We start from the raw sequence: 24,557 nt of genomic DNA, 5'->3' as shown, positions 1-24,557 counted from the left end.
CTGTCGTACAGAAGGCTCGCCGTGGCAACCGCTATCAGAACCTGCGGTACAGCTGCGGGCGTTCGTCGATGCCAGCCGGCGACGCGTTACGACGTGACGGGATCCGCCACCGCCGGTTCGGTGACGATCAGGCGGCGATAGGCCCAGCCGATGCCGATCAGGGCGAAGCCAAGCCCCATGAACGACAGGATGCGCAGCACACCTGCCAGCGCCGCGGCATCGATCAGAAACACCTTGAGCGTCACCGCCGTCAGCAGGCCTAGCCCGGCGACGCGCAGCTCGGCGGTGCGATTGCGCAGCCCGGTTCCCAGGCACAGGATCGCGAGCGCCAACAACGCCGCGGAGTACAGCCAGTTCTCGGTACGGCCGATCGCACCGGTGAGGATGGTGCCGTGCGTAACCTGCCGAATGCTGGCCGCAACGCTCAGGGTGACCGCGGCGAGGACCGCGAAGCGTCCGATCCGTGCACCCCGCCAGCGCCAAAGCCACGCCGCCACCAGAGCCGCGTCGAGTGTCGCCGCATTCAGCAGCGGGAGCGGCCCGACCGCCTGCGGCACGATCACCGGATCTAGAATGACGAGATCGAACCAGACAAAGCGCGCCATGCCGATGACCGTCAATGCGCGGCCAAGACCCGGCTGCCGCGCACGGAGCGCCCAGCCGCCGGCGAGCAGCGCCTGTGTGATGGCAACGCGTTCCGCCATGCCGAGCGCGGTGAAGCGCGTCACGTCCCCAATCGCGAGCGGCTGCTTGGCGACCGCGTAGAGCGTAACGATGCCGATCGCTGCCACTGCCAAGTTCGCGCGCTGTCGCCATGCCGGCGCAAGCGACGCGCGAAGCGCGAGCGCGGCTGCGATCAGCGCGGCGGGCAGGGTCAGCGTACGCAGTACGTCGGCGATCGGCGGGAGCAGCCGCCAAGGCAGACGATCGCCAAGGATCGCGCGGCCGGCGAGATACAGCAGATCACCGATCGGGTGCCATGCGAACGCGAGTGTCACCAGTGCCGCCGCCGCGCCTGCGCCGGGCAATGGCACGCGCCCGGCGATCACAAGTGCGGCTGCCAGTCCAAGTCCGGCCGCGTGCCACGGCGCGGGCAACACCGCCGGGACCAGCGACAGCGCGACGGCCAAGGCAATCCAGCCGAGCACGCGGCGACTGGTCGAGCTGGTCAGCAGCCAGCCGGTCGCGGCGATCAGCGCGGCGGGGAACAGTCCGATCGCGATCAGATCGGCGAGCGGCGGCGCCGCGTGGTCGGTGAGGACACTCAGCATATAGCCATGCGTCAGTCCGAAATTCGCGGCGATGGCGAGCGTGGTCACCACCAGCGGGACCAGCGCGAGCCGGTCCAGCGCGGCGTCGCCGGTGCGGCGGGACCAGCCGGCGATCGCGACGCCAATCGCAAGCCACGCGCTCCAGCGCCACGGTTCCGGCAGCGCCTGCGCCGCCGCCACGCCGGCAAGCAGCGCCGCCGCCGCCGCACCACCGACAACGCCGGGACCCAAACGCACCGCGGCGTTTGCCATGTCACGTGTGCGCCAACTGACCAGCGCACAGGCGGCGGACAGCGCCAGCAACAGCATCGTCCACGCAGAAGGCGTGAGCAGCGCGGAATCGGTAGCGATGCTGACCAGCACCGGGCCGGCGCTGCCGCCGACCGCGAGCGCGGCCCACAGCGGCCCACGGCGCAGCAGTGCCTGGCCGGCACCAGCGAATAGCACCGTGATGACGATGGCTGCCGCCGGTGCAGCGGGATGCAACGGTTGAAGCAATGCGGCCGCCAGCAGCACCAACACCAGAGCAAGCGCCGCGCCAGCGCCCGCAGCCAGCTTTGCGTCACGCCAGCCCAGCCATACGGTCGCCGCGCTCAGCAGCAGATACAGGCCCCATGACAATGCCGAAAAATCGAGCGCCGGGGCCAGGATCAGCAACTGCACCAAGCCGGCGATCAACGGCACCAGCCGCAACCACGGCCGCGCTGCGGTGCGGCCGGTGCCTGGCAGCGCCAGCGTCGCGCCGATCGCAAGCAGCAGCACGAATCCACCGACGCCCGCCAGCCCGCCGCCCGGCAGCATCACGATCAGCAGATTGGCCCAGGCGAACCCCCCGCCACACGCCGCCAATGCAAGCCACGCCCAGCCGCGCCGGATCGAGAGGCCGAACAAGGCTGCGATCAGAAGCGCCAGATACACCAGCAACGGGCCGACCCCGCTTTCGCCGAACCCCGCCAGCAGCGGCGCGACGAACCCGCCGATCAGCGCCAAGATCGCGGTCGGCGAACCGTGCCGCAACGCAAGTCCGAGTGCCGCCAGCGTCACCACGACCATCAACGAAAACGCGATGCTCACGCCAATAAGATGGTATAGCGCCGCCCCGACATACAGCGTCCCGTAGAGGCTGGCGGTGCCTGCGCCGGCAAGCGCCTGCCCGACACGCGCATCATCCCGCGTCGCCGGAATCCGCCGCGCCAATTCGCTGCCGGCGATCAGCACCAGAGCGAACAGCCCGGCGAGCAGCGTCCGCGCGAACGGCCCAAGCAGCCCGCTATCGATCGAGTAGCGCACCAGGAAAAAGCCCGACAGCACCAGTGCGGCCGCGCCGATCCAGATCGGCAGCTTGCCACCCACGATCGTTTCGAACGTCATGCGCGGCTTGGGGCTGCGTGGAGGTGGTGCTGGCTTCGGTTCCGAGGCTGTGGGTTCGGGACGTGACGGCACGACCGGCGTGACCGGAGGTGCTATGTCCTCCGGTGTTATCGTCGACACGTTCTCGGCCGGTACCGCCAGCGGTGTGGTCGTCGTGGTCGTCGTGGTCGGCGCCACCTCCGGTAGCGTCCGCTCCAGCCGCAAATCTCGGACCTGCGCCTCAAGCGTGCGCAGGCGGCGGAACAGCGTCCGCACCAGCACGCCGAGCGTGACGACGGCGATCAGCAACACTCCCGTCATCGTCACTCCGGCTTAAACCCCCGCGTACCATAGCATACCGAACGCGCCGCGCACGCTATCGGCGCGGATCGGCTTGGGCTATGTCCCTTGGCATGCAGATCGACTTCATCAAATGCCATGGTTCGGGCAATGATTTCCCGCTGATCGACGCGCGGGATGGAACGGTGGCGGAGCAGACATGGCCTGCGATCGCCCGTGCGCTCGCGGATCGGGCCGGGCCGGTCGGTGGCGACGGCGTGCTGTTGCTGACCGCGGGCCAGGCCGGCCACGCGTTCGGGATGCGGATGTTCAACAGTGATGGCAGCGAGGCGGAAACCTGCCTCAACGGTTTGCGTTGCGTCGCGCGTGCCGGGTTCGAGAGGCTTGGGCTGGACCATGCACGCGTGGCGCTCAAGACCTCGGCCGCGAGCGTCGCGCGCGATCCTGATCTCGCACCGGGCGTGGTGACGATCCGCGAGGTGGCAGGACCAGCGACGCGGGACGTCGCGACGTGGCCGCTTATCGGTGCGGGCGCCGAGATCACCGACGCGCCGATTTCCATGCTCCCCACCGACCGGGCCTTCACCGCGATCGCCATGCCCAATCCGCATCTCGTCAGCTTCGTCGATACCGTGGATGAGGCGGAACTGGTCGCGATCGGCACGGTCTGCGAGGCTGCGCCGACATGGCTTCCGAACCGCGCGAACGTCAGTTTTGTCGAGATCCGCGATACCGGGCTGTTCGTCCGGACGTTCGAACGCGGCATTGGTCTCACCAACAGTTGCGGCAGCGCGATGGCAGCGTCCACCTATGCCGCCTGCCTGACCGGCCGGCTCACGTTTGGCCGCGAAGTTACTGTGTTCAATCGTGGCGGGCTGGTGCGCGCGCAGGCCGAAGCGGACGGCATGGTGCGGTTGTCCGGCAATGCGACGTTCCAATGGGCTGGCACGGTTGTGGTGGATGTCGAACAGGCAGCGGCGCGCGACCTCGTCATCACCGACCGCTACGATGCGGAAACCCAAGCATGGGCGGACACGCTTGCGGCGATAGCTGGCTAGGCCACTCGCTCGTGGTTCAGAAGACGAATGCAACCAATCCGACCAAATCTCGTTACCCGGCCATAACGAAAGGATGGATGCCGTGATGAGAATTTCCCGTGCGACTCCACGCTGGTTCGCGTTGGCGGCGACCGTCTCGTTTGCGCTTTCGGCACCCGCTGTTGCGCAGACCCGCGATGACGATGCCCGCTTCCAGGCGGCGCAGCAGCGGTTCGATGACGAACTCAACATCTTCCGGCAGGAGTTCGACCGCTATCAGGCGGCGCGCGCGCGCGGCTATCGCGATCAGGGCTATTATGCCGGCCCGAGAAACGCGCCGCCGCCGCCCAATGCGCAGCCCTATGCCGACGACCGGGACGAAGGCAATTACGACCCGGCGCGCTACTACCGCGACGGAGCGAACTATCAGGAACGCACGCTTGGCAGCAACGACCGCGTCTATCGTGGCGATGACGGGCGCTATTACTGCAAGCGGAGCGACGGGACGACCGGCCTCATCATCGGTGCGGCGGGCGGCGGCATCCTCGGCAACGTGATCGACGGCGGTCATTCGCGGATTGTCGGCACGCTGATCGGCGGCGCGGCCGGCGCGCTGGCGGGCAAGGCGATCGACCAGAACAACAGTCAGGTCCGGTGCCGCTGAACGAGCAGCCCCGCGTCGCGGCGATCGAGCTGGGCGGCACCAAATGCATCGCGGCGATCGCGCGTGGACGCGAGATCATCGCCCGCGAACGCTGGTCCACGCGTGCGCCCGAGGAGACGCTGCCGGCGATGCTCGACTGGATCGCCGACGCCCCCGGTGGCCCGCTCGCCGCGATCGGCATCGCCGGGTTCGGGCCGCTGGTTGTCGATCCGCGCCATGCGAACTATGGGCGGATCGGCTCGACGCCGAAACCGCACTGGACCGGCTTTGATTTGCGCGGGTCCGTGGCGGCGCGGTTCGACATGCCGATCGGCTTCGATACCGATGTCGCCGGCGCCGCGCTCGCGGAAGGGCGGTGGGGCGCGTCGCAAGGCTGTGCAACCCACGTCTATGTCACGATCGGCACCGGAGTCGGCGCCGGCATCGTCGTTGACGGCAAACCGCTCCACGGGGCGGCACATCCCGAAGTTGGTCATATCCGCGTGCGGCGCGACCCTGGCGATACTTTCGCGGGTGCCTGCCCGTTCCACGGCGACTGTCTGGAGGGGCTGGTCGCCGGCCCTGCCATCGCCAAACGCGCTGGGATGCCTGCCGAGCAGCTCCCCGGCGACGACCCGTTGTGGGACCGTATCGCCGGGGAGATCGCCGAGCTGGTGATGACGCTGGTGCTGACCGTACCGCCGCAGCGTATCGTGATCGGCGGCGGTGTCGGCGGCGCGCCGGGCGACCTGCTCGGCAAGGTTCGCGCGCGCGCGACGGAACGGCTGGCGGGCTATGGTCCGGGCAGCGATGCGGGCGCGATCGACCGGTTGGTGGTGGCGCCCGGTCTCGGCGCCGATGCCGGGCCATTGGGTGCAGTCGCGCTCGCGCTCGACGCTTTGGAGTGACGGCATGAGCGAAACCCCTGCGATCCGCGTCGGCATCGGCGGCTGGACCTACGAACCGTGGCGCGGGAGCTTCTTCCCGGAGAAATGGCCGCACAAGCGCGAACTGGAATATGCCGCCGGCCAGCTCACCGCGATCGAGGTCAATGGCACTTATTACGGCAGTCAGAAACCGGCGACCTTCGCGAGTTGGGCAAAGGCGGTGCCGGACGGCTTCGTCTTTACACTGAAAGCGTCCCGCTATTGCACCAACCGCAAGGTGCTGGCCGAAGCCGGCGAATCGATCGCCCGGTTCGTCGGTCAGGGCATCGTCGAACTAGGCGATCGGCTCGGCCCGATCCTGTGGCAGTTCATGGCGACCAAACAATTTGACCCCGACGATTTCCGCGCCTTCCTCGCGCTGTTGCCCGCGCAGCAGGACGGCGTCGCGCTGCGCCATGCCGTGCAGGTGCGGCACGAGAGCTTCGCGGTGCCCGAGTTCGTCGCGATGGCGCGCGCGGCAGGTGTCGCGCTGGTATATGCCGATTCGGCGGACTACCCCGCGATCGCCGACGTAACCGGGGATTTTGTCTACGCACGGCTGGAGAATGCGGTGGAGGCGGAGGCAACGGGATACGCCTCGGCCGCGCTGGACGACTGGGCGGAAACGGCACGGGCGTGGGCGAAGGGCGAGCAGCCGGATGGCCTACCGTATGCCTCGACCGAAGCGCCCGCCAAACGACCGCGCGACACGTTCGTGTTCTTCATCAACGGTGCCAAGGTCCGCGCGCCGCACGGCGCGATGGCGTTGATCGAGCGCCTTCGGACTTGAGGCTGGTTCGTCTGCTGTCGCCCATAGCGGACGTGCAAGCCTCTTAAGTTTACGGCTCACAAACGCTCCCGATTACAGCCGACGAGGCACCTATGAATAGGCATTGGTTTCGATGGCGGCGGCCTGATGAGGGGCGAGGATATTCTGTCGCGAGCCGAGAGGGCTGGTTTGCCGTTGCCGCATTCATAACTGCGGTCACAGTCGCCATTGTTCTTCCTATACGGCTTGGAGGTTCGGCTAAACTCGATCACCGCTGGTGTGTTTCTGTTAGCGATCTCGACGGGTTAATTTGCGCGATCCGTGCGGCTTCATTGTGAGCGGTGAGGGTAAAGAGCTTCTGGTTTAGCCGTGCTCAGTCTCTAAGCGGGCGTTCCGCCTTCCACTATTCAAGATGTTCATTCTCACCCGGCAGGCCGACGCTCACTTGGCCAGCCCGATATGCATGTGTGCTCGTGTGCCCGACACCATCAACGGTACCAAGGTCCGTGCGCCACAGGGGGCGATGGCGCTGATCGGGTGCGCGGGCGGATAGCGCCCAGGCGTTACCGCGCGTCGGCAGCCGCAGTCGGTGTCGGGGTTGGTGTCGGCGCTGTTGCCGGAACATCCGGGCGCACTGCCGGCGGCGCGACGCTCCCCGCCGCTTGTCCCGCCAGCGCTGCCCATTCGAGGATGTCGAGCGCATGTCGCGAATCGACGTAGCGTCGCGCCGCCTCGGTCCAGCGGCCCGCGTCGGCCGCACCCGGTAACCGCGCGACCTCGCCCAGCGCGGCTTCGATCCGGCCGCTCTCCACCAGTCGACGCGCGCGCGCCAGCCGGTCTGCCGGCAGCGGCGAGGGCGATCCGGCGCGGTGCAGCGCAACGAGGTTGGCCAGCTCGCGCCGGAAACTGGCGACGATGCCGTCCTGCAATCCGCCCGTCACCAAATCCGGACCGATGGTATCGAGCCCGCCGCGCAGATCGTCCAGCGTCACCGGTTCACGCGCGGCCTGAACAATCATCGAAACCGCACCCGGCTGGCTCGCGCCGAACCGGTAGCGCAGCCGTTCCTCGAGATAGCCGAGGCCAACCCCACGATCCAGCGCGCGCCGCGCGGCGAACGCGACCAGCATGCCCTCCGCACGCGCCGCATTGCCAGCGGCCGCCTGCGCATCCGCACCGACGCCGGCGGTGCGCTCCTCCAGCGTATCCAGTTGCGCGGACAATGCGGCCTCGCGCGCGGACAAGGCGTCGAGATCGATCGTGGACCCTTGCGCATTCCCTTTGGCCGGCACGATCACCACCGGCGCCTGTGGCGTACCGGACGCATCGTTGCCGACCGGCAGCGTCAGCGTGGCCGTCTTCGGCGCTGGGCCGAGGCCGAAGGCACGAAACAGCAGGAACGCGCCGCCGGCACCCGCCAGCAGCAACAGGATCGCGACGAGGGTGATCGTCCGCCAGCCCGCTCGGCGTGCGGGAACCATCGGCATCGGCGGCATTTGATCCATGCCGGTCTTATCCGCGCCGAACGCGAAACGGTCAACGCCCAAGCGCATCGATCGCCGCGAACAGCGCGGCATCGCTCGGGGTGGGCGCGATCGCCAACGCCTGCCAGCCAGTCCCGGCGGCAGCGGCGATTGCCGGGCTGAACGCCGCGATCCTGATCCCGTCGCGCGCAATCGCCGCCGTATCGAGCAACGTCGCCAGCCGCCGCGCCGCGCGGGCCGAGTGCAGCAGGGCGGTCTGCCCGGCGATCCGCGCGAGAGCGCCGGGCGCCACTTCGACCGGCTCGCTTGCGTACACCGCCACCGCGCGTGACACGCCCGCTACCGCCGCGTGGTCCCGGCCGCCCAGATGCAGCGCCCGGGCGATGCCGCGTTCGGCAAGCAGCGTCGCCAGCGCACCCGCATCGCTCGTCCCGACCGCCGCCACCTCAAGCCCCGCACTCCGAGCGGCGGTGGCGGTCTGCTCGCCGACCGCGATAACCGGCAGCGCGCCAAACTGGTTGATCGGGGTACCGGCATGTCGCACCGTGTTGGCGCTGGTCAGCACCAGCCCGTCGTGGTTGCGCGGATCGGGCGGGGCCCACGCCACCGGCACGACCGTGAACAACGGTAGCCGCAGCACCGCGTAACCGGCGGCTTCGGCGCGCGCGGCGGTGGCGGCGTTGCCCGGTTCGGGCCGCAGCACCGCGAGCAGGCCGCTCACCCGCCGAACAGCCGCCGCACGTCGTCAGGCGCCCGCGCGAGCAGATCGCGTGCCAGCGCCTCGGCGAGCGCGGCGCCCGGCTCTCCGCGCACTTCACCGCCGACGTGCGCGCTGCCGTCGCCGGCGAGCAGTTCCGCGACGATGTGCATCACCCCGCCCTCGATCGTCGCGAGCGCCGCCACCGGCGAGTGGCAGTCCGCCGCCAGCCGCGCGAGCAGCGCACGTTCCGCCCCCACGCACGCCTGTGTCACACCGTCGCCGATCGCCTCCACCGCCAGCCCGGCAGCATCGTCCTCCGCGCGCACCTCGATGCCGACCGCGCCTTGCGCGGGTGCGGGCAACATCACAGCGGGATCGATCGCCACGCCGACATCGGCGCGTCCGAGCCGCTCCAGCCCCGCCGCCGCCAGCAGCGTCGCATCCGCCTCGCCCGCCGCCAGTTTGGCCAGCCGCGTCGCGACGTTGCCGCGAAACAGGATCGTCGTCACATCAGGCCGCAACCGCTTCACCTGCGCCGCGCGGCGCGGCGAACTGGTGCCGAGTACCGCGCCCGGCTTCAAGGCGGCGATGCTGTCCGCGCCGACCAGCCGGTCGCGCACGTCGGCGCGCGGCAGCATCGCGGCGATGCGGATCGCCTCCGGGCGGATCGTCTCGACATCCTTCATCGAATGCACCGCGCAGTCGATCTCGCGATCGAGCAGCGCGCGGTCGAGTTCCTTGGTCCACAGCGCTTTGCCGCCGATTTCGGCGAGCGCGCGATCCTGCACGCGGTCGCCGGTGGTGCGGATCGGCATGATCGAGACCTGTTCCGCCGTCCAGCCGTGCGCCGCGCACAGGGCGTCACGGACCAGCCCGGCCTGAACAAGCGCCAGCGGCGAACCGCGCGTACCGATACGAAACGTCATGCCCGCGCCCTAAGCCCAAGCGCCGCCCTTCGACAAGCGGCGGGTGATGCGATAGGGCGACACCATGACTGCCAAGCTTATCCTCGGCCTAGAATCCAGTTGCGACGAGACGGCCGCCGCGCTCGTCACCTCCGACCGGCGCGTGCTCGCGCACCGCGTGCTCGGGCAGGAGGCGGCGCATCGCCCGTTCGGCGGTGTCGTCCCCGAAATCGCCGCACGCGCGCATGTCGAGGCGCTGATCCCGCTGGTCGAGGGGGTGTTCGCCGATGCCGGCCTGACGCTCGCTGATGTCGATGCGGTCGCCGCGACGGCGGGGCCGGGGTTGATCGGCGGGGTGATGGTCGGCCTCGTCACCGGCAAGGCGCTGGCCCATGCGGGTGGCAAGCCGCTGGTGGCGGTCAATCATCTTGAAGGCCATGCGCTGTCGCCGCGATTGAGCGATCCCGATCTGGATTTCCCCTATCTGCTGCTGCTCGTGTCGGGCGGGCATTGCCAGGTGCTGCTGGTCGAGGGTGTCGGCCGCTACCGCAGGCTCGCCACCACGATCGACGATGCGGCGGGCGAGGCGTTCGACAAGACCGCCAAGATCCTCGGCCTGGGCTTCCCCGGCGGCCCGGCGGTGGAGCGTGCCGCCGCGCTCGGCAACCCGAAGGCGGTGCCGCTGCCGCGTCCGCTGAAGGGGTCGGCGGAACCGCATTTCTCGTTCGCCGGGCTGAAAAGCGCGGTGGTGCGCGCGCATGATTCGGGACGCTATTCGCCCGAGGACATCGCCGCCTCGTTTCAGGCGGCGGTTGTCGAGTGCCTGATCGACCGCACCACGCGCGCGCTGCACCGCGCCGAGGATGCGACCGCGCTTGTGGTTGCTGGCGGGGTCGCCGCCAATCAGGCGGTGCGCGCGAGCTTGCAGGATCTGGCGAGCGCCAACGCGCTGCGCTTCGTCGCGCCGCCGCTGTGGCTGTGTACCGATAATGCCGCGATGATCGGCTGGGCCGGCGCGGAACGCTTCGTCGCTGGCCTCACCGACCCGCTCGACATGCCGGCGCGCCCGCGCTGGCCGCTCGACCCGTCGGCTGAAACGGTACGCGGCGCAGGGGTAAAGGCATGAAGATCGGGGTTCTGGGTGGCGGCGCGTGGGGCACCGCGCTCGCGCAGGTGATGGCGGCCGGCGGTCACGGCGTGACGCTGTGGGCGCGCGAGGCGGAGGTGGTCGATGCGATCAACGATGCCCACGAAAACCCGCTGTTCCTCGCCGGGGTGCCGCTCTCGCCCGAGATCCACGCGACCGGCGACATCGCGTTATTGGCGCACGCCGATCTCACGCTGGTCGTCACGCCCGCGCAGCACGCCCGCGCGGTGCTGAGCGGGTTGGCGCAGACCGGCCGGCCGCTGCTGCTGTGTTCCAAGGGGATCGAGGCGGGCAGCCACAAACTGCTCAGCGAGGTCGCGGCAGAGGCGCACCCGGACTCGGCGATCGGCGTGCTGTCCGGCCCGACCTTTGCGGGCGAGGTCGCACGCGGCCTGCCCACCGCCGTGACGATCGCGATGGAGCACGCGCGAGACGCCGAGCGGATGGCCGAAGCGCTCGCGCTGCCGACGTTCCGCACCTATGCGTCGGACGACGTGATCGGCGCGGAGATTGGCGGCGCGGTCAAGAACGTGCTGGCGATCGCATGCGGCGTGGTGGAAGGGGCCGGCCTTGGCCAGAACGCCCGCGCGGCGCTGATCGCGCGCGGTTTCGCCGAGATGACGCGCTTCGGCCTGGCGCGGGGCAGCCGGGCCGAGACGCTCGCCGGGCTGTCTGGGCTGGGCGATCTGGTGCTGACCTGTTCCTCCACCAGCAGCCGCAATTTCTCGCTCGGTCTGGGGCTGGGGCAGGGCCGTTCGGCGGCGGAGCTGATGGCGGATCGTCGTACCGTTGCGGAGGGTGCGTTCACCGCGCCGGTGCTGTGCGCGGCGGCGGAGAGCGCCGGCGTCGACATGCCGGTCGCGCGTGCGGTGGCGGCGCTGCTCGATGGCGCCGAGGTCGGCGCGGAGATCGGCACCTTGCTCGCCCGTCCGCTGACGCGCGAACACGGTTGAGCGCGTCAGAAGTCGATCGCAATGCCCTTCAGCGTCCAGTCGCCATAGCGGGTCGGATCAAGGTCGAGCGGGTCTTTGGTCTTGTGCTGCGGCTCCGGTGCAGGAACCGGCGGATTGGGGGAAAGATAGGCGGGTGGCTTCACATGCGGCGGTCGGCGGCTCATGGAGGTTCCTTTAGACGGCGTCCGTGACGATATGACACAGATTGCCCGCCTGCTTTGCGAGTTCAAGCCTTGAAGACCCCATCCGCGACCAAACCCAATGATCCCCCCGGCGTTCCGGCCCGCCGTGCCGCGCTGAAACTGCTCGACGCGGTGCTGCGTCAGGGCCTGCCGCTGGAGGCGGCGCTCGGTCGCGCCACCGCCGGAATCGAACGCGCCGACGACCGTGCGCTCGCCCACGCCATCGCGGCCGAGGTGTTGCGCCGCCTGCCCGATCTCGACGCGCTGATCGACTCGGCGACGCCGCGCGCGCTGCCGGAGGATGCCAAGGCGCGCTTCGTGCTGCGCATCGCGCTGGTGCAGACGCTGTCGCTCGGCACACCCGCGCATGCCGCGATCGCGACGGTGCTGCCGCTGGTTGATGGTGGCCCCAAGAAGCTCGTCCACGGCGTGTTCGGTGCGCTCTCCCGCCGGGGTGACACGCTGCCCGAGATCCCCGCCTTGCCGGACCCGGTGGCGATCCGCTGGCATGCCGCCTGGGGTGACGACATGATCGAGGCGGCCGAACAGGCGATCTCGGCCCCGCCGCCGCTCGATCTCACGCTCGCCGACCCTGCCACCACGGCGGCTTGGGTCGAGCGACTCGGCGGCACGTCGCTGCTGCCCGGCCACGTCCGGCTTGAATCCGCGCACGTTCCCGAGTTGCCCGGTTTCGAGGAGGGCGCATGGTGGGTGCAGGACATCGCCGCTTCGCTGCCCGCGCGCCTTATCGGACGCGGTGAGGGGACTGCGCTCGACCTGTGCGCGGCGCCTGGTGGCAAGACGATGCAGCTCGCCCACGCCGGCTGGTCGGTGATCGCGGTCGATGCTTCCGAGGCACGCCTCACCCGGCTGCGCGCCAACATCGCGCGCACCGAGACGAAGGCGCGCGTCATCACCGGCGACGTGCTGCACTGGTCCCCGCAAGAGCCGGTCGATGCCGTGCTGCTCGATGCGCCGTGCAGCGCGACCGGCATCTTCCGCCGCCACCCGGATGTTTTGTATCGCACGCGCCCCTTGGTGATCGCGCAGATGGCGGTGACGCAGGCCAGATTGCTCACCCGCGCCGCCGCCTGGGTGAAGCCGGGCGGTACGCTCGTCTACGCCACGTGTTCACTCGAACGTGAGGAAGGTGAAAGCCGGATCGAGGCGTTCCTTGCGGAACAGGGCGACTTCACGCTCGACCCGGTCCGTGCGGACGAGCTTCCCGCTGGCGTTATGCCGCACGAACGCGGCTGGTTGCGGTTGCTGCCGGGGCAGGTGACGCCGGGTGGTAACGATGGCTTTTTCATCGCACGGTTACGGCGCGCTTAACCGTCGCGATTGATACGTAGCTTGCGGCTACTCCCGGCCATGCCTACAGATTCCGGCATGCCGAACCACGTCCGCATCGCCCCGTCGATCCTCTCGTCCGATTTCGCACGCTTGGGCGAGGAGGTCCGCGCGATCGACGCCGCCGGCGCCGACTGGATTCACATCGATGTGATGGACGGGCATTTCGTCCCCAACATCACGATCGGCCCGCAAGTGGTGAAGGCGCTGCGCCCGCATACGCCCAAACCATTCGACGTCCACCTGATGATCCAGCCGGTTGACGCGTTCCTCGACGCGTTTGCGGAGGCCGGTGCCGACACGATCAGCATCCACCTGGAGGCCGGGCCGCACACGCACCGCAGCCTCCAGCACATCCGTAACCTCGGTAAGCGCGCCGGTGTGGTACTGACCCCGCAGACGCCCGCGAAGGCGCTGGAATACCTTATCGACTCGGTCGATCTCGTCCTCATCATGAGCGTTAACCCGGGCTTCGGCGGGCAGAGCTTCATCCCGAGCGCGCTGCGCAAGATCGCGGCGGTCAGGTCGATGATCGACAAGGGCGGCTACCGCGTCGATCTCGAGGTCGACGGCGGCATCGACGTGGAGACCGCACGCGACGCGATCGAAGCGGGTGCCGACGCGCTCGTCGCCGGCACCGCCACCTTCCGCGGCGGACCCGACCAGTATGCCGCCAACATCCGGGCGCTGAGGGGCGCGTGAGCGACCGCTTGCCCGCCGACGACCTGCTCGAACTGGGCGCGCTTGAGCCGGTCGAGGGCAAGTGGCTGGTCCGTGCCGGCGGCGACAAGGGACTGTCGCTGGCGGAGCGACTGGCCGAACAGTTCCACCGCCTGACCTGGCGCACGCCGCTCCACGGCATGCGGCTGAAGGGTCGCTACCCGCTCAAGCTGCTGGCGGTGCCGGACGATCCCTTCCTTGGCGACTTCAAGCGCGGGCAGGCGCTGCTTGGCGGGCAGATGATGTTCCGTGGCGAAACCCGCGCGATCGAGTCGCTCAACCTCGCCAAGCCCGATTTCTCGGCAGACTTCGCCGAGTATTTGCACAGCGCTGCGTGGCTGCGCGATCTGTCGAGCGTAGCGACACGCGTGCAGGGCGTACCCGTTGCCGAGGCGATCATGCGGCAATGGCTCGTCGCGCATGCCGACACGATCAGCGAGCCGGCGTGGCGCGCGGATCTGTGCGGGCGGCGTATCCTTGCATGGTCGGCACATGCGCCGCTGATCCTGTCCTCGACCGATCTTGTCTATCGCAGCAAGGTGCTCAACACCTTCGCACGCGGTGCGCGCCATCTCGACCGCGGTGCCGACAAGATCGCGCCCGGCGCGGCGCGCGTCGCCACCGCCTGCGGCGTGGTGGCCGGCGGAATGCTGCTGCCCGGCGGCGATCCGCGCCGGCTCGCCAACGAGGCCGCGCTGACCCGCGCGCTGGCGGTGTCGGTGTTCGAGGACGGCGGGGTCGTCTCGCGCAGCCCGGCGACGCAGCTCGACGTCATCATGCTGCTCACCGCACTGCGCGAGGTGTATGAGGCGCGCCGAATCGAGCCGCCTGCGCTGATCGCGGACACGCTCGGTCGACTCGTGCCGGCGCTGCTCGGCGTGTGTCTCGGCGATGGCGGACTGTCGAGCTGGCAGGGCGGCGGCCCAGTGCCGGGCGAAACCGTCGCGGAGATCGTCGCCGCTACCGGCGTGCGCACCCGCCCGCTGCGGCAGGCACGCGAATGGGGGTATCAACGGCTTTCCGCCGCACAGGCGGTGGTGGTGTTCGATGCCGCACCGCCTCCGGTCGCGCGGGTGGTGAAGGGCGGCTGCGCCTCGACGCTGGCGTTCGAGTTTTCGGACGGGCCACACCGCATCGTCGTCAACTGCGGCGGCGCTCGGGCCGGCATCGCGCAACTGCCGGGCGCGCTGGTCGAGGGGCTGCGCACCACCGCCGCGCATTCGACGTTGGTGGTCGGCGACAGCAATTCCACCGCGGTTCAGCCCGACGGCACGCTTGGGCGCGGCGTCGGTGCGGTCGAACTCGCCCGGCAGGAGAGTGAAAACGCCAGCCGTGTCGAGGCGAGTCATGACGGCTACGCGCGCCGCTTTGGCTTCGTCCACCGCCGTCAGTTGATCCTTACCGGCGATGGTCGCGAACTGCGCGGCGACGACATGCTGCTGCCCGCGAGCAAGCGCGGGCGCGTGGTCGCGACCGGCTTCGTGCTGCGTTTCCACCTTGGTGACGGCGTCGAAGTCTCGCCCACGGCCGACGGCATGGCGGCGCTGCTGCGGCTGCCCGGCGGCACGCTCTGGCAATTCCGTTGCAAGGGCGGCGCGCTTACGGTCGAGCCGAGCCTGTGGGTCGACGGCGCGGGACGACCGCAATCGACCTTCCAGCTCGTCGTCACCGGCGAGACGCCGGCTGGCGGTACCAATGTCGGCTGGGTCTTGAAGCGCGCAGGCTAAGCGGGCAGGGAGCGCGCGACCGCACATTCCCGGTTCGTCCTGCGTCAGCTTACGACGAACGCTGCTAGGATCCTCGTATGACCGCCATCCCCATCCGCCGCGCCCTCCTGTCAGTGTCTGACAAGACCGGCATCGTCGATCTCGGCAAGGCGCTTGCCAAATTGAACGTCGAACTGGTCTCGACGGGCGGCACCGCCAAGGCATTGCGGGACGCCGGCCTCACCGTGCGCGACATCTCCGATCTCACCGGTTTCCCGGAAATGATGGACGGTCGTGTCAAGACGCTCCACCCCAAGGTGCACGGCGGTCTGCTCGCAGTGCGCGACGATAAAGCCCATGCCGCCTCGATGGCGGAACACGAGATCGGCGCGATCGATTTGGTGGTGGTCAACCTCTACCCGTTCGAGGAAACCGTCGCGCGCGGTGCCGAGCGTGACGAGGTGATCGAGAATATCGACATCGGCGGCCCGTCGATGGTGCGCTCCGCCGCGAAGAACCACGCCTATGTCGCCATCGTCACCGATCCCGCCGATTACGCGCTCGTCGCGGGCGGCAGCACCACGCTGGAAGACCGCAAGCGCCTCGCCGCGAAAGCCTATGCCGCCACCGCCGCCTATGATGGCGCGATTGCGCAGTGGTTCGCGTTCGTCGACCAGCGCGAGTCGTTCCCGCAGGTGCTGCCCGTTACGCTGACGCTCGGTTCGGCGCTGCGCTATGGCGAGAACCCGCATCAGCAGGCGGCGTTCTACGCGACGCACAAACCGTCCGCGAACGGCGTCGGCCAGGCGCGGCAGGTCCAGGGCAAGGAATTGTCGTACAACAATTTCAACGATGCCGACGCCGCACTCGACCTCATCAGCGAGTTCCGCGATGCCGACCCGAGCGTGGTGATCGTCAAGCACGCCAACCCCTGCGGCGTTGCCACCGCCAAGACGATCGAGCAGGCCTATGCCGACGCGTTCGCCTGCGACACAGTGTCGGCGTTTGGGGGCATCATCGCGCTTAACCGCAAGCTCGACGCGGCGACCGCGCGGGCGATCACCGGCATCTTCACCGAAGTGGTGATCGCGCCCGACGCCGATGACGAGGCGCTTGCGCTGTTCGCCGCCAAGAAGAACCTGCGCCTGCTGCTCACCGGCGATCTGCCCGATCCCGCACGCGGCGGGTTGCTGGCCAAGGCGATCACCGGCGGCTGGCTGGTGCAGGGCCGCGACAACGCCTCGGTGCCGGAGATGAAGGTCGTCACCAAGCGTGCACCGACCAAGGCCGAACTGGCCGATTGTCGCTTTGCGTGGACGGTGGCCAAGCACGTCAAGTCGAACGCGATCGTCTATGCCAAGGACGGCGCCACCGCCGGCATCGGCGCGGGTCAGATGAACCGGCTCGAATCGGCGCGCATCGCCGCGTGGAAGGCTAAGGACGCGGCGGACAAGGCGGGCTGGGCACAGCCGCGCACGATCGGCTCGGCCGTGGCGTCGGATGCGTTCTTCCCGTTTGCCGACGGCCTGCTGGCAGCGGTCGAGGCGGGTGCTACGGCGGTTATCCAGCCGGGCGGCTCGATCCGCGACGACGAGGTGATCGCCGCCGCAGACGCCGCCAACCTGGCGATGGTGTTCACGGGCGTGAGGCATTTCCGGCACTGAGGCCGATCGCTCCAAGCCGGAGCAAAGCTCCGGCGCGGGTCTCCGCGATCGACCAGGCCGGCGGCACTAAAGTGCCGTCCGACGAGTGACAGGTGCAGGATGCCCCGCATCCTGCAGGTCATGCCGTGGGCATGACCGACCTGTCACTGGCTTCGCCCATGACCGGCCGTGAGCACCTGCGACGTTTACCTAAGCCGCCTCGGCCGGAAGCCGACGTGCGCCGCGACCGTTCAGGCCGTCGCCGCCGCAGGCGTCTTACGCAACAGCGCGCGATCCTCCGGGCCGGTGGCGAACTTCCACAGCACGAACAGGTAGCTCGCGGCAATTGCCGGTTCGCCGAACACCAGTTCCGCCCATTCGTAGCGGTGCGGCAGCGAGGTGAAGATCGTCCCCACCGCGATCGCCGCCGCCGCCGCGCCCAGCATCTGCCAGCGCCAGCCGCGCACCGGCGCACCCAGCATCTTCGCGAGAACGCTCGACTTCACCAGCGATGACGCGCCCATCGCGAGGAGCAGCGCCACAGCCGGCCCGGCTGCCTGATAATTTTCCGGCCAGCCGATCCATCGCATCGCGAAAATCAATCCGAAACTCAGCGCCACCTGCAAGGTCAGCGCGCCGATCGACAGCATCAGGTTGAGGTGCCGTGCAATATAGACCAGCGCGCTTTCGCACACCGCGCCGGTCGACGCCGCCACCTCCGCGCAGAGCAGGAACGCCATCGCCGCCGTGCCGGCGACGAACTGCGGGCCGACGACGCCCATCACCGCCTTGCCGGGGATCGACCCCATCAGCGCAAGGCCCAGCTGTGCCGACATGATCCAGAACCCGACCTGTCGGACCTGCTGCGCCACCGCCTTGCGGTCGTTCTGCGCGAGGCTGGAGGTTATGACCGGGCTGAGGATCGGATCGAAGCTGGTTTTCAACTTGCCCGGCAGCGTGGCGATCTGCACCGCCATGTAATAGATGCCGACGATCTTCGGCTCGAACATATAGCCTAGGATCGCGCGATCGACATTGCGCGATCCCCATTCGATCGCGTCGGCGCCCGCCAGCGGCACGTTGTGCCGCGCGAGCGCGACCAGCCGCCCGGGCTCCGGGCGCCAGCCATAGGGCAGGCCGTAGCTTTTCAGGAACGGAACGAACGCCGCCAGCAGCGCCCCGACCATCGACAGCATGTACGACAGGACCAGCCCGTCCGGTTTCGCGATGAACGAGAAGACCAGCGCGGCGATGCTGATCGTCCACGGCTCGACGATCGCACGGGCGGTGACCGATGCACCGACGTTGCGGCGGTAGGCAAGCGCGGCGAGGCTGATCTCGGTCCACGCCCATGCCACGATGACGACCGGCAGATACCGTTCGAACCCGCCGGACAGCCCGCTGGGGAACATGATTTCGGGCAACGCGAACAGCACCACGCTGGCGATCGCCGAGGCGACGAACGCCACCGCCAGCGCGTCCCACGCGACATGCGTGTGCGACCGCTCTCCCGACTTGGCGAACGCCTGCGCAAGTCCGCGCTTCAGCCCGAGCGTGCAGAGCTGCGCGGCGAATTCCACCACCACCACCGCCAGCGCGAACCGCCCGACCAGATCCGGGCCATAGCTGCGACCGGCGATGAACAGGAACGGAATCCGCGCGGCGAGCCGCAGCAGAAAGCCGAAGATGTTGGTGCGCCCACCCTTGGCGAGCGCGTCGATGTCGTCTGGCGCCCCCGCCGACCCAGCGGCGTTGGTCAATGCGCCGCGCCCCAGCTCAGCCCCACGCCGATTTCGACGCCGAGCGGCACCGACAGCGTAATGGCGGGCTCGGCGGCGGCTGCCATTACGCGCTCGATCACCGGGCGTGCGGCGTCGACGTCGCCTGCGGGCAGTTCGAACACCAGTTCGTCGTGTACCTGCAGCAGCATGCGGACGTGGCCGAGACCAGCCTCCGCCAGCGCCGGCTCCATCCGCACCATCGCGCGCTTGATGATGTCGGCGCAGGTGCCCTGGATCGGCGCGTTGATCGCGGCGCGTTCCGCACCCTGCCGCTCGTGTTGGACCTTGGACTTGATGCGCGGGAAGTGGGTTTTCCGCCCGAACAACGTCTCGGTGAAGCCGCGCTCGCGGACGAACTCGGTGGTCGCGGCGATGTAGTTGCGGATGCCGGGGAAGCGCTCGAAATAGCGGTCGATCATCGCCTGCGCCTCGTCAGCGGTGACGTCGAGACGGCCCGCCAGCCCCCAGCGCGAGATGCCGTAGAGGATCGCGAAGTTGATCGTCTTGGCGCGTCCGCGCGTGTCGCGGTTGACCTCGCCGAACAGTTCCTGCGCGGTGAGGCTGTGGATGTCCGCGCCGCTCGCGAACGCCTCGCGCAGTTGCGGCACGTCGGCCATGTGCGCGGCGAGGCGAAGTTCGATCTGCGAATAATCCGCCGCGAGGATGACGTTGCCGTCCTCCGCCACGAACGCGTCGCGGATCTGGCGGCCGATCTCGGTGCGGATCGGGATGTTCTGGAGGTTGGGATCGGTCGAGGACAGCCGCCCGGTCTGCGCGCCGGTCAGGCTATAGCTGGTGTGGACGCGGCCGGTCGCCGGGTTGATCTGCGCCTGTAACGCATCGGTATAGGTGTTCTTCAGCTTGGTAAGCTGCCGCCATTCGAGCACCTTGGCGGCGATGCCGGAGCCGACCGAGTCCTTATCGGCGGCAATCCGTTCCAGTTCGTTGACGTCGGTGGAATAGACGCCGGACTTGCCCTTGCGCCCGCCCTTGATGCCCATCCGCTCGAACAGCACGTCGCCCAACTGCTTGGGACTGCCGATCGTGAACGGGCCGCCGGCGATCTCGTGGATTTCGATTTCCAGCGCGGCGATTTGCGTCGAGAATTCGCCCGACAGGCCGGCCAGCTTCTCGCGATCGACCTTGATGCCCTGCCGTTCCATCCGCGCGATCACGGGGGCGAGCGGGCGGTCGACCATTTCGTACACGCGCGTCGCAGCCTCGGCGGCGAGACGCGGTTTGAAACGGCGCCACAGCCGCAGCGTCACGTCGGCATCCTCGGCGGCGTAACGGGTCGCGGCGACGAGATCGACCTCGTTGAACTGGCGCTGCGTCTTGCCGACGCCGACCACGTCCTTGAAGGCGATGCAACTGTGCGACAGGTGCGTCGCGGCAAGCTCGTCCATGCCGTGCCCGTGCAGGCCGGCGTCGAGATCGAAGCTCATCAGTATGGTGTCGTCGAATGGCGCCACGGCGATGCCCAAACGCCCGAGCACGATCATGTCGTATTTGAGGTTATGACCGATCTTTAGGACGGAGGCGTCCTCGAACAGCGCCTTCAACTTGTCGAGCGCCAACGCCGTGTCGATCTGTACGGGCCGCTCCGCAAACAGGCCGGTGCCGCCGTGGCTGAGCGGAATGTAGCATGCGCGATTGGGTTGCAGCGCCATGCTGATGCCGACCAGTTCGGCGCGCGTCGCGTCGATGCCGGTGGTTTCGGTATCGACCGCTACCCAACCCTGGTGCCGCGCGGCCGCAATCCACGTATCGAGCGCGGCCTCATCCACCACCGTCTCGTAGCCGTCGTGATCGCACGCCGGTTCTTCGTCCGGCGTCAGTACGCTCTTGGGCGTTTCGACCGGCGCATCCGCCACCGCCGACAATTTGGTCAGCAGCGACTTGAAGCCGTGATGTTCGAGGAACGCGCGCAGCGGCGCATCGGGGATGCCCTGCAGCGCAAGATCGTCGAGCGGTTCGGGCAGGGTGCCGTCGCACTTCAGCGTGACCAGCACCTTGGATAGCCGGGCATTGTCGGCCTGCTCGATCAGATTATCGCGCAGCTTGCCCTTCTTCATCCCCTCGGCAGCGGCGAGCACGCCTTCGAGATCGCCATGTTCGAGGATCAGCTTGGCGGCGGTCTTGGGGCCGACCCCGGTGACGCCGGGCACGTTGTCGACGCTGTCGCCCATCAACGCGAGCACATCGCCGAGCCGCTCCGGGCCAACGCCGAACTTCTCGACGACATGATCCGCGCCCAATCGGCGGTTGTTCATCGTATCGTACATGTCGACCGACGGATCGGTCATCAGCTGCATGAGATCCTTGTCCGAGGACACGATCGTCACCGACCAGCCCTGCGCCAGCGCGGCCTGGGTGTAGCAGGCGATGATATCGTCCGCCTCCAGCCCCTCTTCCTCGATGCACGGCAGCGAGAAGGCGCGGGTAGCGTCGCGGATCATCGGGAATTGGGGCTTGAGATCCTCGGGCGGGGGCGGGCGATGCGCCTTGTACTGATCGTACAGGTCGTTGCGGAACGTCTTGGAGGACTTGTCGAGGATCACCGCCATGTGCGTCGGGCCATCGGCGGTGTTGAGTTCGTCGACCAGCCGCCACAACATGGTGGTATAGCCATAGACCGCGCCGACCGGCTCGCCATGCTTGTTGGTGAGCGGCGGAAGCCGGTGATAGGCGCGGAAGATGTATCCCGAGCCGTCGACAAGATAGAGATGTGGCATTGTGCGCGCGGGATAGCCCAGCGTGGCGGGCGACACAAAGGCTTAAGCGCGACACGCCAGCGGCATGTGGTTTTTGGGTAACGCAGCGGACGGTGAGCTGGCGAAAGCGCGCTGCGGCGTTAACCAGTTCCGCCAATCCTTGCTTGACCGACCGGCGCTAATCCCGGCGGCATGCCATATGCCAAACTCTTCCGCAGCCGCTGGGCGGCGTTGCTCTGGGCGGGCGGCATCCTGTGGACGGCGGTGGATTTCGTCGGTGTCGCGCCGCGCCACGATGCGGTCGCCGCCTCGAACGCGAGCGACCCCAGCACACAAGCCGATGCGAACGGCATGCCGGTCAACAGTGTCGATCTCGCCACGCTCGCCAACGCGATGGGCAATTGAGGTTCAGCGCGCTTTCGGCTTGATCGGCGCGCGCGGCCGGCGCGTCTCGACGGTGGGCGGCCCGGATTTCGAGCGCGGGCGCGGCGGCGGCGTCGGGCTGCGCGGCGCAGGCGGCGGCGTGGTGCCGCGACTCGGCGCGACGGTGTAGCCCTCCTTCAACAACCGCGAGAACGCATCGCGCACGCTCGCGGTGATCGCCGACTGCACCTCGGCCGGCAGATCGGCGAGGGTGGTGTTGGCGTGCACCGCGTTGAGATCGCGCACCAGCGCGTTGGGCAGCCCGCCCGACGATTTCTTGAGCGCCATGAACGCATCGAGCGTCGCGGCGACGAGGATATCCTGCATCAGGTCGGTTGCGGACTTTGCCATGCGCGCCCCAACGCACGAGGCGCGATTCGGTGCAAGTCCCTACGTCTTGCTAGGCGAGACTTTATCCACCTTTCCTGGTGCGATCCGCAGCGGAAGGGCGAGACTGGTCTATTCCTCGATCCCCAACTGCCACAACACAAAGGCATGTTCCTCCGCCGCCTCACGCAGCGATTCGAACCGGCCGGACTTGCCGCCATGCCCCGCGCCCATGTTGGTCTTGAGGAACAGAACATTGTCGTCGGTCTTGGTGGCGCGCAGCTTGGCCGCCCATTTCGCCGGCTCCCAATAGGTCACGCGCGGATCGTTGAGGCCGCCGCTGATGAACAACGGCGGATAGGCCTGCGCCTTCACCTGATCGTAGGGCGAGTACGACCGGATCAGCTCGAACGCCGCCTTGTCCTCGATCGGGTTGCCCCACTCCGGCCATTCGCCCGGCGTCAGCGGCAACTCGGCGTCGAGCATGGTGTTGAGCACGTCGACGAACGGCACGTCGGCGATCACCGCGCCCCATAAGTCGGGATCGGAGTTGACCACCGCGCCCATCAGCTCGCCACCCGCCGAGCGGCCCGCGATCGCGATTCTGCCCGCGCTGGTCCACCCCCCCGCGATCAGCCCCTTCGCCACGTCGACGAAATCGTTGAACGTGTTGGTACGCTTTTCGAGCTTGCCGTCGTGATACCATTGCTGGCCGAGATCGTCGCCGCCGCGAATATGCGCGATCGCATAGGCGAAGCCGCGATCGAGCAGCGATAGCCGCCCTGTCGAGAAGCCCGGCGGAATGGCGTGGCCATAGGCGCCGTAGGAGTAGAGGTAGAGCGGCGCGGAGCCGTCCTTCACGAAATCCTTGGGGTAGACGATCGACACCGGCACCTCTGTGCCGTCGCGCGCGGTAATCTTGAGCCGTTCGGTGCGATAGCCATCCGCGTCATAGCCGGACGGGATCTCCTGCACCTTCAGCACGGTCATTTCACCGGTGGCGACGTCATAGTCATAGGCGGTGCCCGGCGTGACCATCGATTCGTACCCCAAGCGGAGCACGTCCATCGCATATTCGGGATTGTCGCCGAGGCCCGCGTCATAGCTCGCCTCCGGGAACTTGATGCGCTGGGGAGCGCCACCCTCGTAGCGGTGGATCTCGACCTGATCCAACCCGTCCTCACGCCCGTCGACGATGAAGAAGTCGCGGAAGCACGACACGCCGGTCATGTAGAAATGCGCGGAGGGTGCGATCCGCTCGGACCACTCGCCCGGCGCGTTGGTCTGCGCGGTGCACAGCCGCCACATCGGATCGATGTCGTTGGTGTGGATGAACAAAGTACCGTCATGCTCGTCCACGTAATACTCGCGGCCCGGCTGCCGCGCCGACACCAGCAGCGGCTTGGCGAGCGGATCGTTCGCGGGCAGCAGATACACTTCGCTGGTGACATGATCGCCGGTAGCGATGATGATCCAGTTGCGCGCGCTCGTCTCTGAAATGCCGACGCGGTAGCCCTCGTCCGCCTCGCGGAACAGCTCCACATCGTCCTTGGGGTCGCTGCCCAGCCAGTGCAGCCGGGCGTTGTCGGTGCGCCACTGTTCGTTGGCGAGGCCGTAGAGGAAGCCTTTGTCGTCCGCCGTCCACACGATCTCGGACAGCGTGCCGGGGATCACATCCGCGAGATGCTCGCCGGTTTCGAGGTTCTTGACGCGCAGCTCGAACCGCTCCGAGCCGTTATCGTCGATCGCATAGGCGAGCAGTTTGCCATCGTTGCTCACCGACAGCGTACCGAGCCGGAAATATTCCTTGCCCGCCGCCAGCGCCGGCTCGTCCAGCATCAACTGGTCCTCCCCGCCCGCCACCGGCTTGCGCCACCATTGGCGATATTCGCCGCCGGTTTCGAACGCAGTCCAGTACAGCCAGTCGCCATCCTTCTGCGGCACCGACGATTCGTCTTCCTTGATGCGGCCCTTCATCTCCGCATACAGCCGGTCGACCAGGGCTTTGCGCGGCGCCATCAACGCCTCGAAATAGCTGTTCTCGGCTTCGAGGTACGCCAGCACGTCCGGGTCGGTCACGTCTGGGTAGTTCGGGTCCTTCAGCCAGGCATAGGGATCCTCAACGGTGATGCCGTGGCGCGTGAAGCTGTGCGGGCGGCGTTCGGCAATCGGCGGTGCAATATCGGTCATGTCCGCAGACCTAGGGTGCGTCGACGGCGGCGGCAA

The 24,557-nt window shown here is 68.2% G+C and carries 20 protein-coding genes; 11 read left to right on the top strand and 9 right to left on the bottom strand.

Annotation, left to right across the window (positions count from 1 at the left end):
- Positions 1-86 precede the first annotated feature (86 nt).
- A complete protein-coding gene (locus OXR00_RS14035) occupies positions 87-2,942 on the bottom strand; it encodes a DUF2339 domain-containing protein (RefSeq protein ID WP_267388894.1) in 2,856 nt (951 codons plus the stop codon).
- Between the two features lie 92 nt (positions 2,943-3,034).
- On the opposite strand from OXR00_RS14035, the gene dapF reads away from it, so the two are divergent.
- From dapF to OXR00_RS14015, 4 genes are all read left to right on the top strand, one after another.
- Positions 3,035-3,979, top strand: coding sequence for a diaminopimelate epimerase (gene dapF, locus OXR00_RS14030; protein WP_267388981.1), 945 nt, complete (start codon positions 3,035-3,037; stop codon positions 3,977-3,979).
- 85 nt (positions 3,980-4,064) lie between these two features.
- A complete protein-coding gene (locus OXR00_RS14025) occupies positions 4,065-4,622 on the top strand; it encodes a glycine zipper 2TM domain-containing protein (protein ID WP_267388980.1) in 558 nt (185 codons plus the stop codon).
- A complete protein-coding gene (locus OXR00_RS14020) occupies positions 4,613-5,509 on the top strand; it encodes an ROK family protein (RefSeq protein WP_267388892.1) in 897 nt (298 codons plus the stop codon). Before OXR00_RS14025 ends, OXR00_RS14020 begins: the two co-directional genes overlap by 10 nt.
- Positions 5,510-5,513: 4 nt before the next feature.
- Positions 5,514-6,317: a DUF72 domain-containing protein gene (locus OXR00_RS14015; RefSeq protein WP_267388891.1), complete on the top strand. Its 804-nt coding sequence runs from the start codon at positions 5,514-5,516 to the stop codon at positions 6,315-6,317.
- Between the two features lie 542 nt (positions 6,318-6,859).
- Here the strand turns inward: OXR00_RS14015 and OXR00_RS14010 are convergent.
- From OXR00_RS14010 to hemC, 3 genes are read right to left on the bottom strand one after another with little or no spacing between them, the layout of a single operon-like run.
- Positions 6,860-7,849, bottom strand: coding sequence for a hypothetical protein (locus OXR00_RS14010; protein ID WP_267388890.1), 990 nt, complete (start codon positions 7,847-7,849; stop codon positions 6,860-6,862).
- A complete protein-coding gene (locus OXR00_RS14005; RefSeq protein WP_267388888.1) occupies positions 7,833-8,501 on the bottom strand; it encodes a uroporphyrinogen-III synthase in 669 nt (222 codons plus the stop codon). The genes OXR00_RS14010 and OXR00_RS14005 overlap by 17 nt, the downstream gene beginning before the upstream one ends.
- Positions 8,498-9,406, bottom strand: coding sequence for a hydroxymethylbilane synthase (gene hemC, locus OXR00_RS14000; RefSeq protein WP_267388886.1), 909 nt, complete (start codon positions 9,404-9,406; stop codon positions 8,498-8,500). The genes OXR00_RS14005 and hemC overlap by 4 nt, the downstream gene beginning before the upstream one ends.
- A gap of 64 nt (positions 9,407-9,470) precedes the next feature.
- On the opposite strand from hemC, the gene tsaD reads away from it, so the two are divergent.
- Together tsaD and OXR00_RS13990 are read left to right on the top strand one after the other, a co-directional pair.
- Positions 9,471-10,511, top strand: a complete 1,041-nt coding sequence (gene tsaD / locus OXR00_RS13995) for a tRNA (adenosine(37)-N6)-threonylcarbamoyltransferase complex transferase subunit TsaD (RefSeq protein WP_267388885.1) — start codon at positions 9,471-9,473, stop codon at positions 10,509-10,511.
- Positions 10,508-11,485, top strand: a complete 978-nt coding sequence (locus OXR00_RS13990) for an NAD(P)H-dependent glycerol-3-phosphate dehydrogenase (RefSeq protein WP_267388884.1) — start codon at positions 10,508-10,510, stop codon at positions 11,483-11,485. Before tsaD ends, OXR00_RS13990 begins: the two co-directional genes overlap by 4 nt.
- Positions 11,486-11,490: 5 nt before the next feature.
- Here the strand turns inward: OXR00_RS13990 and OXR00_RS13985 are convergent, their stop codons facing one another.
- Complete coding sequence (locus OXR00_RS13985) at positions 11,491-11,649, bottom strand: DUF1674 domain-containing protein (protein ID WP_242148064.1); 159 nt, start codon at positions 11,647-11,649, stop codon at positions 11,491-11,493.
- 69 nt (positions 11,650-11,718) lie between these two features.
- Here OXR00_RS13985 and OXR00_RS13980 point away from each other — a divergent pair, with 69 nt between their 5' ends.
- The 4 genes from OXR00_RS13980 (at position 11,719) to purH (ending at position 17,107) form a co-directional block, all read left to right on the top strand.
- Positions 11,719-12,999, top strand: a complete 1,281-nt coding sequence (locus OXR00_RS13980) for a transcription antitermination factor NusB (protein ID WP_267388883.1) — start codon at positions 11,719-11,721, stop codon at positions 12,997-12,999.
- A gap of 57 nt (positions 13,000-13,056) precedes the next feature.
- Positions 13,057-13,719 (top strand): ribulose-phosphate 3-epimerase, encoded by a 663-nt coding sequence (gene rpe, locus OXR00_RS13975; RefSeq protein ID WP_267388882.1) that lies wholly within the window; start codon positions 13,057-13,059, stop codon positions 13,717-13,719.
- Positions 13,716-15,464, top strand: a complete 1,749-nt coding sequence (locus OXR00_RS13970; RefSeq protein WP_267388880.1) for a heparinase II/III family protein — start codon at positions 13,716-13,718, stop codon at positions 15,462-15,464. Before rpe ends, OXR00_RS13970 begins: the two co-directional genes overlap by 4 nt.
- Positions 15,465-15,541: 77 nt before the next feature.
- On the top strand, positions 15,542-17,107 hold the full coding sequence (gene purH / locus OXR00_RS13965; RefSeq protein ID WP_267388879.1) for a bifunctional phosphoribosylaminoimidazolecarboxamide formyltransferase/IMP cyclohydrolase: 1,566 nt from the start codon (positions 15,542-15,544) through the stop codon (positions 17,105-17,107).
- Between the two features lie 230 nt (positions 17,108-17,337).
- Here purH and OXR00_RS13960 read toward each other — a convergent pair whose 3' ends face one another.
- Together OXR00_RS13960 and polA are read right to left on the bottom strand one after the other, a co-directional pair.
- Entirely contained in the window at positions 17,338-18,846 is a 1,509-nt protein-coding gene (locus OXR00_RS13960; protein ID WP_267388878.1) for an oligosaccharide flippase family protein, read from the bottom strand.
- On the bottom strand, positions 18,843-21,602 hold the full coding sequence (polA, locus tag OXR00_RS13955) for a DNA polymerase I (protein ID WP_267388877.1): 2,760 nt from the start codon (positions 21,600-21,602) through the stop codon (positions 18,843-18,845). Before polA ends, OXR00_RS13960 begins: the two co-directional genes overlap by 4 nt.
- A 171-nt stretch (positions 21,603-21,773) precedes the next feature.
- Between polA and OXR00_RS13950 the strand changes: the two genes are divergently transcribed.
- Positions 21,774-21,986: a hypothetical protein gene (locus tag OXR00_RS13950; protein WP_267388876.1), complete on the top strand. Its 213-nt coding sequence runs from the start codon at positions 21,774-21,776 to the stop codon at positions 21,984-21,986.
- A gap of 3 nt (positions 21,987-21,989) precedes the next feature.
- On the opposite strand, the gene OXR00_RS13945 is transcribed toward OXR00_RS13950, so the two are convergent.
- Positions 21,990-22,355 (bottom strand): hypothetical protein, encoded by a 366-nt coding sequence (locus OXR00_RS13945; RefSeq protein WP_267388875.1) that lies wholly within the window; start codon positions 22,353-22,355, stop codon positions 21,990-21,992.
- 108 nt (positions 22,356-22,463) lie between these two features.
- Positions 22,464-24,521: a S9 family peptidase gene (locus tag OXR00_RS13940; RefSeq protein ID WP_267388874.1), complete on the bottom strand. Its 2,058-nt coding sequence runs from the start codon at positions 24,519-24,521 to the stop codon at positions 22,464-22,466.
- Positions 24,522-24,557: the final 36 nt, after the last annotated feature.

Source organism: Sphingomonas sp. GC_Shp_3 (assembly GCF_026540945.1).
GTDB lineage: Bacteria > Pseudomonadota > Alphaproteobacteria > Sphingomonadales > Sphingomonadaceae > Sphingomonas.
Note: the sequence above shows the minus strand (reverse complement) of the source record. Positions and strands in the feature narration are given on the sequence as shown.

What these genes read in the sequence shown, in the direction of transcription:
- hemC (WP_267388886.1), bottom strand. Translation starts at nt 9,406, where the DNA reads ATGACGTTTCGTATCGGTACGCGCGGTTCGCCGCTGGCGCTTGTTCAG.
- OXR00_RS13940 (WP_267388874.1), bottom strand. Translation starts at nt 24,521, where the DNA reads ATGACCGATATTGCACCGCCGATTGCCGAACGCCGCCCGCACAGCTTC.
- OXR00_RS14035 (WP_267388894.1), bottom strand. Translation starts at nt 2,942, where the DNA reads ATGACGGGAGTGTTGCTGATCGCCGTCGTCACGCTCGGCGTGCTGGTG.
- OXR00_RS13950 (WP_267388876.1), top strand. Translation starts at nt 21,774, where the DNA reads ATGCCATATGCCAAACTCTTCCGCAGCCGCTGGGCGGCGTTGCTCTGG.
- OXR00_RS13945 (WP_267388875.1), bottom strand. Translation starts at nt 22,355, where the DNA reads ATGGCAAAGTCCGCAACCGACCTGATGCAGGATATCCTCGTCGCCGCG.
- tsaD (WP_267388885.1), top strand. Translation starts at nt 9,471, where the DNA reads ATGACTGCCAAGCTTATCCTCGGCCTAGAATCCAGTTGCGACGAGACG.
- OXR00_RS13985 (WP_242148064.1), bottom strand. Translation starts at nt 11,649, where the DNA reads ATGAGCCGCCGACCGCCGCATGTGAAGCCACCCGCCTATCTTTCCCCC.
- polA (WP_267388877.1), bottom strand. Translation starts at nt 21,602, where the DNA reads ATGCCACATCTCTATCTTGTCGACGGCTCGGGATACATCTTCCGCGCC.
- purH (WP_267388879.1), top strand. Translation starts at nt 15,542, where the DNA reads ATGACCGCCATCCCCATCCGCCGCGCCCTCCTGTCAGTGTCTGACAAG.
- OXR00_RS13990 (WP_267388884.1), top strand. Translation starts at nt 10,508, where the DNA reads ATGAAGATCGGGGTTCTGGGTGGCGGCGCGTGGGGCACCGCGCTCGCG.
- dapF (WP_267388981.1), top strand. Translation starts at nt 3,035, where the DNA reads ATGCAGATCGACTTCATCAAATGCCATGGTTCGGGCAATGATTTCCCG.
- OXR00_RS14015 (WP_267388891.1), top strand. Translation starts at nt 5,514, where the DNA reads ATGAGCGAAACCCCTGCGATCCGCGTCGGCATCGGCGGCTGGACCTAC.
- OXR00_RS14025 (WP_267388980.1), top strand. Translation starts at nt 4,065, where the DNA reads ATGAGAATTTCCCGTGCGACTCCACGCTGGTTCGCGTTGGCGGCGACC.
- OXR00_RS14010 (WP_267388890.1), bottom strand. Translation starts at nt 7,849, where the DNA reads ATGCGCTTGGGCGTTGACCGTTTCGCGTTCGGCGCGGATAAGACCGGC.
- rpe (WP_267388882.1), top strand. Translation starts at nt 13,057, where the DNA reads ATGCCGAACCACGTCCGCATCGCCCCGTCGATCCTCTCGTCCGATTTC.